Origin of the sequence: Ruminococcus sp. AF20-12LB, from assembly GCF_003478985.1 — a bacterium.
In the GTDB taxonomy this organism is placed as follows: domain Bacteria; phylum Bacillota; class Clostridia; order Lachnospirales; family Lachnospiraceae; genus Blautia_A.
Window position 1 is genome coordinate 155434 of sequence record NZ_QUGH01000001.1, and the last position, 13196, is coordinate 168629.

The following is a 13196-nucleotide window of genomic DNA, read 5'->3' on the forward strand; positions in this document are numbered from 1 at the left end:
GTTATGTTTGAATGTATGTAATTAAAGTTGTTATTTAAATGACAAACAACGCTGAAAGGAGAACAAATATGAGCAGTAAAATTACGATCATCGGAGCAGGAAGCGTGGGTTCAACTATCGCTTACACTTTATCACAGAAGAGCATTGCCTCGGAAATTGTCCTGATCGATATCAACAGGCAGAAGGCAGAGGGCGAGGTCATGGATATTGACCAGGGAACCAGCTTCCGTGAACCGATCTCCATTGTGGCAGGAGATTATCCGGATGCGGCTGATTCTGACATTGTGATCATCACTTCCGGCATTGCCAGAAAACCGGGACAGACACGTATCGAGCTGACACAGACCAATGTCAACATTATGAAGAGCATCACTCCGGAGATCGTAAAGGTGGCTCCAAAAGCGCTTTATATTATTGTAAGCAACCCATGTGATATCATGACCTACGCATTTGCAAAAATTTCCGGTCTTCCAGAGAACCAGATCCTTGGTTCCGGAACCGCCCTGGATACGGCCCGTCTCCGCTGCAGACTTTCCCAGCACTACGGCGTATCTGAGAAAAACATCCACGCCTATGTATTCGGAGAGCATGGAGATACTTCCTTTGTACCGTGGTCCAGAGCCTTTGTTGCAGGTGCGACCCTTGATGAATTTGACAAGATTGTTCATGAGGATCAGAAAGATCTGCAGCCACTTGACAGAGAAGAGGTTCTGGAGTATGTTCATACTTCAGGATCAACTGTGATCGCCAAGAAGGGTGCTACATTTTATGCGGTAGCCGTATCTGTTTGCAGACTTTGCTCGCTTCTTCTTGCTGCATCTGATACAATAGTCAGTGTATCAACCATGCTTCACGGAGAGTACGGTGTTGAAGACGTATGTCTTAGTACCATGGCTTCTATCGGACCGGAAGGTGTAAAACGTATCGTTCGTGTTCCGCTGACCGAGGAGGAGACAGAGAAGCTTCATGCAAGCGCCAATGCTCTGAAGGACGTGATCGCACAGATTGATCTTTGATAAATGTCAGAAGCTGTGTAAAGAGGAAAATGCAGCCTCAGGCAAATTTGAAACAACGGGAGAAAGATAAAAATGGATATTATTCAGGTAATTACCAGAGAATTGAACGTTGAGAAATGGCAGGTTGAGGCAGCAGTTAAGCTGATCGATGAAGGCTGCACCATTCCTTTTATTTCCAGATACCGTAAGGAAGCAACCGGTACACTGAACGACGAACAGCTTCGTAATCTTAATGAGAGACTTACCTATTTAAGAAATCTTGAGGATAAAAAGGCTCAGGTTCTGGGCAGCATCGAGGAGCAGGGCAAGCTGACTCCGGAGCTGAAGAAACAGATCGAGGCAGCGCAGACACTTGTTGTGGTAGAGGATCTTTACCGTCCGTACCGCCCGAAGCGCCGTACACGTGCCATCATCGCCAGGGAAAAAGGTCTGGGACCTCTGGCTGACATCATTCTTCTCCAGATGACGAAGAAACCTCTTGAAGAAGAGGCAAAAGCATTTCTTTCTGAGGAAAAAGAAGTCAAAACTGTGGAAGAGGCCATCAGTGGTGCCAGAGATATCATTGCGGAGCACATTTCCGATGAAGCAGATTATCGTATCAGCATCCGTAAGAGAACAATGGATAAGGGAACTATATGCTCTAATGCGAGAGATGAGAAGGAGCAGTCTGTATACGAGATGTATTATGACTTTGAAGAGCCGGTGAAAAAGCTTGCAGGTCATCGTGTCCTTGCTCTGAACCGTGGTGAGAAAGAGAAATTCCTTACTGTGAAGATCCTTGCACCTGAGGAAGAGATCATCCGTTATCTTGAAAAACAGGTGATCGTCCGCGATAATCCATACACTACACCTGTTCTGAAAGAAGCCATTGAGGACAGCTATAAACGTCTCATCGGACCGGCTATTGAGCGTGAGATCCGGAGCGCCCTTACAGAGGCAGCAGAGGATGGTGCCATCCATGTCTTTGGCAAAAATCTGGAGCAGCTTCTCATGCAGCCTCCGATCGCAGGACAGGTAGTTCTTGGCTGGGACCCTGCCTTCCGTACAGGATGCAAGCTGGCAGTGGTAGATCCGACCGGAAAGGTTCTGGATACCACAGTTATTTATCCCACAGCACCAACCAATGAGACCAAGATCCGTGCCGCAAAGGAAACCCTGAAAAAGCTTATCAGCAAATATCATGTGACACTGATCTCTGTAGGAAACGGAACGGCATCCAGAGAATCCGAGCAGATCATCGTGGAGCTTCTTAAGGAAATTCCGGAAAAGGTCCAGTATGTCATCACCAACGAGGCAGGTGCCTCTGTATATTCCGCAAGCAAGCTTGCCACGGAAGAATTCCCGAATTTCGATGTTGGACAGAGAAGCGCCGCATCCATCGCAAGACGTGTACAGGATCCGCTTGCAGAGCTTGTAAAGATCGATCCGAAATCCATTGGTGTCGGTCAGTATCAGCATGATATGAACCAGAAGAAGCTGGGAGAAGCCCTTAACGGTGTTGTGGAAGATTGTGTAAACAAGGTCGGAGTGGATCTGAATACGGCATCTGCCTCCCTCCTGGAGTATATTTCCGGAATCAGTAAGGCCATCGCAAAGAATATCGTAGCCTACCGTGAGGAAAACGGCCGTTTCCAGACAAGAAGAGAGCTTCTTAAGGTTGCCAAGCTTGGTCCGAAAGCCTTTGAGCAGTGTGCAGGTTTCACACGGATCACAGGAGGCAAAAATCCTCTGGACGCAACCAGTGTCCATCCGGAAAGCTATGACGCAGCAAAAAAACTCCTGGAAAAGCTAGGCTACACACCGGAAGATGTGGCAGAGCGCAAACTTTCCGGTATTTCCGGACAGATCCGCGATTACGGAAAACTGGCAAAGGAGCTGGAGATCGGAGAGCCAACCTTACGTGATATCGTAAAGGAACTGGAAAAACCTGCCAGAGATCCACGTGACGAGATGCCGAAACCGATTCTCCGTACTGATGTACTGGACATGAAGGATTTGAAAGAGGGCATGGTTCTTAAGGGAACTGTTCGCAATGTTATTGACTTTGGTGCTTTTGTGGATATCGGTGTGCATCAGGACGGCCTGGTCCATATTTCCGAGATGAGCGAGAAATTCATCAAACATCCGCTGGAAGCGGTCAGTGTGGGAGACATCGTGGATGTCCGTGTTCTTGGTGTTGATATGAAGAAAAAACGTATCAGCCTTTCCATGAAGGGAATTAATAAATAAAGAAAAAACCCGAGACATACCGCGCGAATTTATGCGATCAGCATAAATTCTGTGCATCGCCAGGCGTGTTACTGAGAACGAAGTGAAAAGTAACGTATATTCTGCAGCATTCTGCGGCGGATTACCGGACAGAAATACAATAAAGCTATAACCTATAACAGAATTACAGCAGTGGTTTATACCCTATACTTTATAAAACCGGAGAAATCAGGTTTACAGGGAAAAACTACTGCTGTATTATTATATTACCAGATGCGGATTATAGGGAATGTTTACATCAGGAATACATAGATCGATCCGCATATGTATATCGAATGATCGATCAGACAGGGGGGATTATATTTGGATAGTACTGTACAGACCGTGCAGGAGGTCGGAAATCAGGTAAACCAGTACAGGCAGATGTTTGAAAATTATCTGCCGGACATCACAAAATTCGGAATCAAGGTTGTTCTGGCTATCGTTGCTTTCTGGGTAGGAAGCACGGTAATTAAATGGATCGTAAAGTTTGTGAGGAAATCACTGACAAAATCCAGGCTGGATACAGGAGCGGCACAGTTTATATCCTCACTGGTCAAGATCGTACTTTACATACTCCTGATCTTTAATATATCCACAAGCTTTGGAGTAAAGGAATCATCTCTGGCAGCACTTCTTGGAACTGCAGGTGTTACTATGGGTCTTGCCCTCCAGGGCGGACTTGCCAACCTGGCAGGAGGTATGATGCTTCTTCTGTTCAAGCCTTTCCAGGTAGGGGATTACATCATCGTTAACGGACAGGACGGAAGCGAGGGAACGGTAGCCAAGGTCGAGATTTGTTATACAACGTTATTATCCATTGATAACAAGCACATCGTGATCCCGAACGGTACTCTTTCCAATGCGACCATCACCAACGTAACAGCAAGGGATCAGCGAAGGCTGGAGATCAAAGTGGGGATCTCTTACAATGCAGATATCCAGAAGGCCAAGGATATCCTGGAAGATATCCTCACCGAAGATCCGGATACAAGAGAAGACGAAGAAATGGTGGTATTTGTAGACGAGCTGGCAGAAAGCTCTGTGATCATGGGCTTTCGTGTCTGGGTAGATACCGACCGCTACTGGGCAGCTAGATGGAGATTGAACCAGAGGATCAAGGAAGATTTTGATTATTATGGAATCGAGATTCCTTATAATCAGCTGGATGTGCATATCCATAAATAATATGCATCAAGGAAGAAAGATAAAGCCCTTTCACATGGCAGAGAATATGAAAATTATTGACAAACCAGTGCCGGGGTGTAATAATACCCCACAGAGATAGTATTTGGACTCAAAACTATACTCTGGCTGAAATCACTGGAATCTTATATAAAAATAGCCAGCCGGAACCCGGAATCGGGAACGGACGGATATATGAAAATTATAAAAGATTATGAAAGATACGAGCCTGTATTAATAACATAAATTATGTGAATGATTTTTATGTACAAAAAACAGGACTCAATATACAGGGAATCAATCAGAAGCGTTTCAGGGTCGAAGTGTGCCCCGAGACGCTTTTTTATTAAATACGGAAGCGGATGCTTTTATCCACTTGAAAGTTATTCCCTGCAGGAAAGGACTTATATAAGATGACAATAGAGATGTTAAAAGGAAAGATCCACAGAGCAACCGTTGTCCAGGCGGAACTGGATTATGTAGGAAGTATCACTGTGGATGAGGAACTGCTGGAAGCTGCCGGGATACTGGAATATGAGAAGGTTCAGATCGTAGATGTGAACAACGGCAGCCGTTTCGAGACATACACCATTTGCGGAGAACGCGGAAGTGGTATGATCTGCCTGAACGGAGCAGCAGCAAGATGTGTGAGTACCGGTGACAAGATCATCATCATGGCTTACGCACAGTACGAGCAGGAAGAAGCCCGTACCCACAAGCCTGCAGTTGTATTTGTAGATGAAGAGAACAGAATTAGCAGAGTGACTAATTATGAGAAACACGGACTGCTGAAGGATATGGCCTGACGCAGATCAGAAATACAATAAGACGAAGGTGAATTCAGAAAAGAGGCTATCTCGAATCTATAAAGAAAACCGGTTCCGGAACCGGAAAAGAGGAGAGCACAATGCAGGTAACAAAAACAGTAGAAGAAACAAGAAAACAGATCAAAGCGTGGAAAAAAGAAGGAAAAACAGTAGGCCTTGTGCCAACCATGGGATTTCTCCATGAGGGACACGCAAGCCTGATCAAAAAATGCAGAGAGCAGAATGATATCGTAGTGGTATCTGATTTCGTCAATCCTACACAGTTCGGTCCTACCGAAGACCTGGAAGCCTACCCGAGAGACTTTGAGCGTGACAGCAAACTCTGCGAAAGCCTGGGAGCGGACCTGATCTTCTGCCCGGAGCCTTCCGAGATGTATCATGATCCCCACGCATTTGTAAGTATAGATACTCTGTCAGAGACACTTTGCGGAAAAACACGTCCGATCCATTTCAAAGGTGTGTGTACCGTTGTGACCAAGCTGTTCCACATTGTGGCACCGGACAGAGCATATTTCGGACAGAAAGACGCACAGCAGCTGGCCATCATCCGCAAGATGGTAAGTGATCTGAACTTCGATATTGAGATCGTAGGCTGTCCGATCATCCGTGAGGAGGACGGACTTGCAAAATCCTCCAGAAATACATATTTAAGCCCTGAAGAGAGAAAAGCAGCTCTTTGCCTGTCAAAGGCAGTAAAAGCCGGACAGGAAGCCATTCACGCAGGAATCCCGGCAGAAGAGCTTCTCGGAAAAATGCGAGCAGTGATCGAAGCAGAGCCTCTGGCAAAGATCGATTATGTATCCATGGTAGATGCACTTACCATGCAGCCGGTGGAAAAAGCTGACCGCAGCGTTCTTGTAGCAATGGCTGTTTACATCGGAAAAACAAGACTGATCGACAACTTCAGCTACGAGGTGTAATGTATGGGGAAAATTTTAAAGAAAATCGGAATTATCAGCAGCCTTGCATCCAGATATATCGGGATTATTATCATCGCTTTTTCCTGCCTGGCTTTTTTCTGGCGTGACGGATTTTCCTGGATGACGAACTATACGTCTGTATTTCTGGGAGTGATCATGTTTGGTATGGGTCTGACCATAAAACTGGATGACTTCCGGGCAATTTTTTCCAGACCCAAAGAAGTGGTGATCGGTGCAGTGGCTCAGTATACCATTATGCCGGTGATCGCCTGGCTTCTGTGTAAAGTGATGAACCTTCCGGCAGATCTGGCACTGGGAGTGATCCTGGTGGGATGCTGTCCGGGCGGAACAGCCAGCAATGTGATCACCTATATCGCAGGAGGTGATGTGGCGCTTTCTGTGGGAATGACCATAGTTTCCACACTGGCAGCGCCGTTGATGACACCGTTTCTTGTATATGTTCTGGCAGGAGCCTGGGTGGAAGTATCCTTCTGGGCTATGGTGATTTCTGTGGTAAAGGTAATTCTGATCCCGGTTCTCCTGGGAGTTTTTCTCCGGAGCCTTGCGGGAGAGCATGTGGATAAGGTATCCGATGTTATGCCGCTGGTGTCGGTTGTAGCTATTGTTATGATCATCGGAGGAATTGTGGCTGTAAATGCAGAGAAGATCGTAAGCTGTGGAGTTCTGGTGCTTGGAGTAGTGGCGATCCACAATTTCTGTGGTATGATGCTGGGATTTCTGGCTGCAAAAATCTTCCATGTGGAGTATTCCAGAACAACAGCTATAGCTATAGAGGTAGGCATGCAGAACAGTGGCCTTGCTGTCTCACTGGCAGCAGCTAATTTTGCAGCCAGTCCGCTTGCAACACTTCCGGGCGCGATCTTCAGTGTATGGCACAATATTGCGGGCTCCATTTTTGCGGGGATTCGCCGTGCAGGTGCAGAACGTCAGATAGAACTAGGGAGCAGTACATTGGCAGAAGAAAGATAAAAAGTCAGAAGAATACTGAAGGAAATTCGAAATATCGTTTATAAAGAAGCCTGGTGGCGTATGGGATAATCTGTACGTTGCCGGGCTTTTTGCGTTGTGGATTTGAAAATAGCATGTTAGACTGGAAACATAAATCGCAGATATAAGACGGGCTCAGGAAAGGAGCTTGTGAACATTAAACATTGTAAAAGAGGACACTGCAATGAAATATGATGATTTGATACAGGAATTGAATACATGGGAGTATGATGAGAAGATATACCGGGAATACTATTTTATGAAAAAAACTCCCGAGAAAGTTAAAGATTTTGTGAAAAGCCATTCTGATCACGAACTGGAAGTAGGATGGGTGCTGAATCCAGAATTACTGAATCAGCATGCAGGTGAAGATGAATTTATTTCTGAAAAATATAATGTAAGTCTTGTAAAGCATCCCCGTTATCTGCCGGTATTTTATCATGAACATGATTTTTTTGAAATCATATATGTTCTGTCAGGAACCTGTACTAATTCCTTCCGGGATTCCACAGAGAAACTGACAGCAGGAGACCTGTGCCTGCTTGCACCTAATGTCAGACATGGAATTTTGGCAGTGGAGGATGACAGCATCATTCTGAATATCCTGATCCGCCGCAGCACATTTATGGATATCTTTTATAATACAGTCCGTGATAAGACCCAGATTTCCGGTTTCTTTGTAGGAAATCTATATTCCAGAGAAAAAATACGCTACCTTCTTTTCCATACGAAGAATGATATAGTTATCCGCAATTACATTCTGGACATGTATAGGGAACAGAAAACCGGCGACAGTTTTTCGGACAGGATCATCTGTAGCATCCTTACATTGTTTTTTGTGGAGCTGACCAGACGCCACGGGAAAAAAGTAAGCATACCGGATAACAGAAGAGAACGGACGGAGCAGGAATCCGAAATGCTTGCTTATATGATGAGAAACTGCAGTACAGTAACTTTAAATGAACTTGCAGAGAAATTTCATTTTTCTGTACCATATTGTTCAAAACTGATCAAATCTATCTCCGGAAAAACTTTCTCCAATCTTCTCACAGAGATCCGTCTGCAGCAAGGCGAACAGCTTCTTCTCTGCAGCCAGCTCAGCGTAGAAGATATCAGTGACAGGGTAGGGTATAAAAATCCGGAAAGTTTTATCCGTGCATTTCGCCGCTTATACAATGATACACCAAGCCAATATAGAAGAAAGAATAAATAAAGTCAATTAAATTGATTATTTTAGACCATGGAAGCAGTTCCGATATTCCGCTATGATGTAGGTAAATAAAAAATATCAATGCAGAATAAAAAAGGAGGAAGCCAGTATGAAATATAATGATACTTATTCTATGATCGGAGCTATGATTAACCAGGGATTTGAAGTTGAGTTTAAGAAAGAACGGGAGAAAAAAGAAAAACGCCGCAGATTTTTACGGAAATTGATCGTCATGATATCTCGATTAAAGAAAAGTTCGGGAAATATTACGGAGAATATGTCTAACAGTGCCGGTAAATGCAGATGTGACGCACATACGATATGTGCATGCGCTGTCGATTGCGGAGACAGAGTGTGATAATCTGGTACAACCAATAGACACAAGTCACATTATGTCGAAAGAAAAAGTCAGAAAATGCAGAAATGCGGTTTACAAATTTTAGCCGGTATACTATAATAACCACATGGACGAACAGACGTCCCCAACATATGAAAACAGGGGGGCCCGCTGAAGCGAGCTGAGAGTAGACTGTAAATGTCTTGACCCATAACCTGATTTGGATAATGCCAACGTAGGGACATATGCACGAAGGATTCTTAAAGACACAGAAGATCAGAGAGTACAGAAGAGATCAGAAGTACAGAAGATTTTCATTAAGTACGTAAGATTAAGAGCCGGTTGCCGTGATGCGTGTGCGTTGCAGCAGCCGGTTTTTTGTTGTATAAACACAAAGAATTTACAGAGGGATACCCTATAACTATCTGCCGGGAACAGAACTTCCGACAGTAGTGACAGATTTTCCAGATTTGGATACAAAATGAAAGGAGTTTTTTTACATGAGAAATTACAGTACACAGATGGAGGCTGCCCGTAAAGGCATCATCACACCTGAGCTTGAAATCGTAGCTAAGAAGGAACGCATGACAACAGAGGAACTGCTTCCGCTGGTAGCCTCCGGTAAGGTGGCTATCTGTGCAAATAAAAATCACAAATGTATCGATCCGGAGGGCGTAGGCTCCATGCTCCGCACCAAGATCAATGTAAACCTTGGTGTATCCAGAGACTGCAAGGATTACGACGTGGAGATGCAGAAGGTTATGGAAGCTGTAAACATGGGCGCTCATGCCATCATGGATCTTTCTTCCCACGGAAATACCATTCCGTTCCGACGCAAGCTGACATCCGAGTGTCCAGCCATGATCGGAACTGTTCCGGTTTATGACTCTGTTATCCACTATCAGAGAGATCTTGATACACTGACAGCCAAGGATTTTATCGATGTAGTAAGACTCCATGCACAGGATGGTGTTGACTTTGTAACTCTTCACTGTGGAATCACAAGAAAGACCATCGATCAGATCCGTAACCACAAGAGAAAAATGAATATCGTTTCCAGAGGAGGATCTCTTGTATTTGCATGGATGTGCATGACAGGTGAGGAGAATCCGTTCTATGAATACTACGACGAGATCCTGGATATCTGCCGCGAGTATGATGTGACCATCTCTCTTGGTGATGCCTGCCGTCCGGGATGTCTGGCTGATGCAACAGATGTATGCCAGATCGAGGAACTTGTACGTCTTGGCGAGCTGACCAAACGTGCATGGGAAAAGGACGTCCAGGTTATGGTCGAGGGACCGGGACATGTGCCGCTTGATCAGGTTGAGGCAAATATGAAAGTACAGCAGTCCATCTGTCAGGGCGCACCGTTCTATGTATTAGGACCTATCGTAACTGACGTTGCACCGGGATATGACCACATCACATCCGCGATCGGCGGCGCAGTAGCAGCTATGTCCGGAGCAGCATTCCTCTGTTATGTAACACCGGCAGAGCACCTTGCACTTCCGAATCTTGAAGACGTAAAACAGGGAATCATGGCATCCAAGATCGCAGCACATGCAGCAGACATTGCCAAAGGTGTCCGCGGTGCCCGTGAGATCGATGACAAGATGGCAGATGCCAGAAGAAAGCTTGACTGGGAGGCACAGTGGGAATGCGCCATGGATCCAGAAACCGCAAAACGTATCTGGAACGAGCGCAAACCAGAGCATGATGATACCTGCTCCATGTGCGGTAAATTCTGTGCAGTACGAAGCATGAACAAGGCACTTGCAGGAGAGCATATCGATATTCTGTAAAAAAACGGAATGCAGATAAGCATGCAGCACAGTATAACTGTTTTCGGGATATTCAGCAGCCAGCCGGAGCGGATATATTATTTCGTTGCAGTATAATCAGTATAATATAGAAGAAACCGGAATATCAGAGCCGTCCATGTCTGTGGTAAAATATCACAACAGGGCGGCTCTTTTTCTGTGTATAAAATAAAAATATACATACAAAATATCGTCTATATGACGAAAAAATACATGTTCCATATGCAAAGTGCTCAATAATCCATGCAGAAGGATTGGATAATCCATGTATTTTTTGTGTCCAAATTGTTAAAATAGCATCATCAAATAACGGAGAACGTCAAAATAAAGGAGGACGAAACATGAAAAGAAAGATGCTCAGCGTTCTGCTCTGTGCAGCGATGATGGGAACAACACTGGTAGGTGCAACAAGCGTACTTGCAGCTGACGACAAAGATTCCGACAGCAAATGGGAGTACAAAGAGGCTACTCTTACATTCCTGATCGATCCGGACACAGCATCATCCGGATATCAGGCAGTATTTGATCTCTGCGAGAAAGAGACAGGTATCCACATTGAGACAGAGCTTCGTGCATCAGGCGGTGACGGAGACAACCAGGTAAAAACAAGACTTGCATCCGGCGAGATGACAGATCTTTGCGGATACAACTCAGGAGCTAAACTCAATGAGCTTGATCCGGAGAACAACTTCATCGATATTTCCGGCGAAGAGTGGGCAAGCCGTCTTGACGATACATTCGCATCTGCAGTAAGTGCAGGTTCTGATTCCGCAGTATACGGTGTACCGCTTACCGCTTCCATGCTGGGATGCGTTCTTTACAACAAAGATCTTTATGAGCAGTATGATCTTGAGGTTCCGGACACATGGGAAGATTTCCTTAAGAACTGCGATACTCTGAAAGAGGCTGGTGAGACAGCAGTGATCGGATCTCTTGGAGATTCCTGGACCATTCAGGTTCCATACCTTGGAGATCACTACAATGTACTTGCAGCAGAGCCTGATTTCTCAGAGAAATTTGAAGCTGGCGAGGCAAAATACGCTACAACAGAGGCTGGTCTTGCAAGCTTCCAGAAACTTGCTGATCTTCAGGATTACTTCAATGATGACTACACAGCAACTACATATGCAGATGCATGCGATAAACTTGTAAATGGTGAGGGCGCACACTGGTTCATTCTTTCCCAGGCACTTTCCAGCATCTACGAGCTTTACGGAGATGATGTAAATAAGATCGGTGTTATGGGTGTTCCTGGAACAGATGCAGATAACCACGGAATCACAGTTTGGGAGCCAACTGCTATCTATGGAAATGCAAACAGCGATAAGAAAGATGATATCTTAAGATTCATGGAGTTCTACACATCTGATGAGGCACTGGATGCATTTACAGCTGCACAGAAACCGGACGGCCCATACTGCATCAAGGGCTATGAGCTTCCGGATGACGCATATGACGGAGTTAAAGAGGCTCAGGAGAAATATTTCGATGCAGGCAAAACAAGCGTTGCAATGGAGTTCCAGACATCTGTAAAGGGAACAAACTGCGAGTATATCTGCTCTGAGGTTGCAACCGGACAGTCTACAGCAGAGGAAGCTGCAAAGGCTTACGATGAGGACTGCAAGAAACAGGCTACACAGCTCGGACTTGACTGGAAATAAATGAATGTGTGTCGGCCGACTGTGTTGCAGGCGGCCGATTTTACGGAACTGCATTTACAAAAAGCTGCCAGATATCTGGAAAAACGGAAAGGAAATAGAGCATGAACAAAAAGAAAATATATAGTTTATGGTTCCTCGTTCCGGCAGTTGCGATCTTTGTGATCTTTTTCATCATTCCGATGGTGACATCACTGTTTTTTAGCTTAACTGTATGGGACTTGAAATCATTTACATTCTGTGGCTTTGATAACTATAAAACGTTCTTCAGTGAGAGATCCTTAAGTATATCTGTAAGAAATACCCTGATCTACGCATTTCTTACAAGTGGACTGAAGGTGATCATTGCATTTTTCATTGCATTGTTCCTGACAAGTAAGATCAAAACAAAAGATTTCTTAAGATTTCTTGTATTTTTCCCGAATCTTGTCAGTGCAGTAGCCATCGGTATTATTTTTAAGGCACTGATGCATCCGAGCAAGGGTCTGTTCAATACACTTCTTGCAGCCATCGGAATTTCCGGACCGAACTGGCTTGGAGATACAAGCCTGGCACTGTTTTCTGTGATTGCAGTTGATGTGTGGAAAGGTGTCAGCATTTCCACAGTTATCTTTATTGCAGGTATTACTTCGATTGATTCCAGCTATTATGAGGCTGCTTCCATTGACGGTGCAACCCGCTGGCAGACGATCCGAAACATTGTAATGCCTCTGGTTCGTTCTTCAACAAATACTATCATCACACTTTCCCTGATCGGCGGACTTCGCTGCTTTGACCTGATCTGGGCTATGACAAAGGGTGGTCCTGGATTTGCAACTGACGTACTTGCATCGGTTGTTTACAAGCAGTACGCAGCAGGCTTCTTCGGTCTGTCTACAGCAGGAAACGTTATCATGTTTGCGGTAATTGCGATCATCGCATTCCCACTTCAGAAGTTCCTTAACAGCAGGGAGGTGTACAACTAA

11 protein-coding genes are annotated in these 13196 nt (G+C 45.0%); all 11 read left to right on the forward strand.

The features are described from left to right. Positions 1-68: 68 nt before the first annotated feature. The 11 genes from DWX61_RS00655 to DWX61_RS00705 all read left to right on the forward strand — a co-directional run bounded on the left by DWX61_RS00655 (position 69) and on the right by DWX61_RS00705 (position 13196). Positions 69-1016, forward strand: a complete 948-nt coding sequence (locus tag DWX61_RS00655; RefSeq protein ID WP_118512657.1) for an L-lactate dehydrogenase — start codon at positions 69-71, stop codon at positions 1014-1016. 72 nt (positions 1017-1088) lie between these two features. After that, a complete protein-coding gene (locus DWX61_RS00660) occupies positions 1089-3245 on the forward strand; it encodes a Tex family protein (protein WP_118512656.1) in 2157 nt (718 codons plus the stop codon). Positions 3246-3587: 342 nt separating this feature from the next. Further along, entirely contained in the window at positions 3588-4451 is an 864-nt protein-coding gene (locus DWX61_RS00665; protein ID WP_330673192.1) for a mechanosensitive ion channel family protein, read from the forward strand. A gap of 410 nt (positions 4452-4861) precedes the next feature. After that, positions 4862-5254, forward strand: a complete 393-nt coding sequence (panD, locus tag DWX61_RS00670) for an aspartate 1-decarboxylase (RefSeq protein WP_015526224.1) — start codon at positions 4862-4864, stop codon at positions 5252-5254. Positions 5255-5355: 101 nt separating this feature from the next. Next, positions 5356-6195 (forward strand): pantoate--beta-alanine ligase, encoded by an 840-nt coding sequence (panC, locus tag DWX61_RS00675; protein WP_015526223.1) that lies wholly within the window; start codon positions 5356-5358, stop codon positions 6193-6195. A 3-nt stretch (positions 6196-6198) separates the two neighbouring features. Further along, positions 6199-7185: a bile acid:sodium symporter family protein gene (locus tag DWX61_RS00680; protein ID WP_118623270.1), complete on the forward strand. Its 987-nt coding sequence runs from the start codon at positions 6199-6201 to the stop codon at positions 7183-7185. A gap of 202 nt (positions 7186-7387) precedes the next feature. Next, positions 7388-8416, forward strand: coding sequence for an AraC family transcriptional regulator (locus tag DWX61_RS00685; protein WP_118623272.1), 1029 nt, complete (start codon positions 7388-7390; stop codon positions 8414-8416). A gap of 106 nt (positions 8417-8522) precedes the next feature. Next, the gene (locus DWX61_RS00690) at positions 8523-8771 is read left to right on the forward strand and encodes a hypothetical protein (RefSeq protein WP_118512653.1); all 249 of its coding nucleotides are present in this window, start codon (positions 8523-8525) and stop codon (positions 8769-8771) included. Positions 8772-9250: 479 nt separating this feature from the next. Further along, the gene (thiC, locus tag DWX61_RS00695) at positions 9251-10555 is read left to right on the forward strand and encodes a phosphomethylpyrimidine synthase ThiC (protein ID WP_022426187.1); all 1305 of its coding nucleotides are present in this window, start codon (positions 9251-9253) and stop codon (positions 10553-10555) included. A gap of 359 nt (positions 10556-10914) precedes the next feature. After that, entirely contained in the window at positions 10915-12234 is a 1320-nt protein-coding gene (locus DWX61_RS00700) for an ABC transporter substrate-binding protein (protein WP_118623274.1), read from the forward strand. A gap of 101 nt (positions 12235-12335) precedes the next feature. Then, positions 12336-13196 (forward strand): carbohydrate ABC transporter permease, encoded by an 861-nt coding sequence (locus DWX61_RS00705; RefSeq protein WP_118623276.1) that lies wholly within the window; start codon positions 12336-12338, stop codon positions 13194-13196.

What these genes read in the sequence shown, in the direction of transcription:
- DWX61_RS00655 (WP_118512657.1), top strand. Translation starts at nt 69, where the DNA reads ATGAGCAGTAAAATTACGATCATCGGAGCAGGAAGCGTGGGTTCAACT.
- DWX61_RS00660 (WP_118512656.1), top strand. Translation starts at nt 1,089, where the DNA reads ATGGATATTATTCAGGTAATTACCAGAGAATTGAACGTTGAGAAATGG.
- panD (WP_015526224.1), top strand. Translation starts at nt 4,862, where the DNA reads ATGACAATAGAGATGTTAAAAGGAAAGATCCACAGAGCAACCGTTGTC.
- panC (WP_015526223.1), top strand. Translation starts at nt 5,356, where the DNA reads ATGCAGGTAACAAAAACAGTAGAAGAAACAAGAAAACAGATCAAAGCG.
- DWX61_RS00680 (WP_118623270.1), top strand. Translation starts at nt 6,199, where the DNA reads ATGGGGAAAATTTTAAAGAAAATCGGAATTATCAGCAGCCTTGCATCC.
- DWX61_RS00685 (WP_118623272.1), top strand. Translation starts at nt 7,388, where the DNA reads ATGAAATATGATGATTTGATACAGGAATTGAATACATGGGAGTATGAT.
- DWX61_RS00690 (WP_118512653.1), top strand. Translation starts at nt 8,523, where the DNA reads ATGAAATATAATGATACTTATTCTATGATCGGAGCTATGATTAACCAG.
- thiC (WP_022426187.1), top strand. Translation starts at nt 9,251, where the DNA reads ATGAGAAATTACAGTACACAGATGGAGGCTGCCCGTAAAGGCATCATC.
- DWX61_RS00700 (WP_118623274.1), top strand. Translation starts at nt 10,915, where the DNA reads ATGAAAAGAAAGATGCTCAGCGTTCTGCTCTGTGCAGCGATGATGGGA.
- DWX61_RS00705 (WP_118623276.1), top strand. Translation starts at nt 12,336, where the DNA reads ATGAACAAAAAGAAAATATATAGTTTATGGTTCCTCGTTCCGGCAGTT.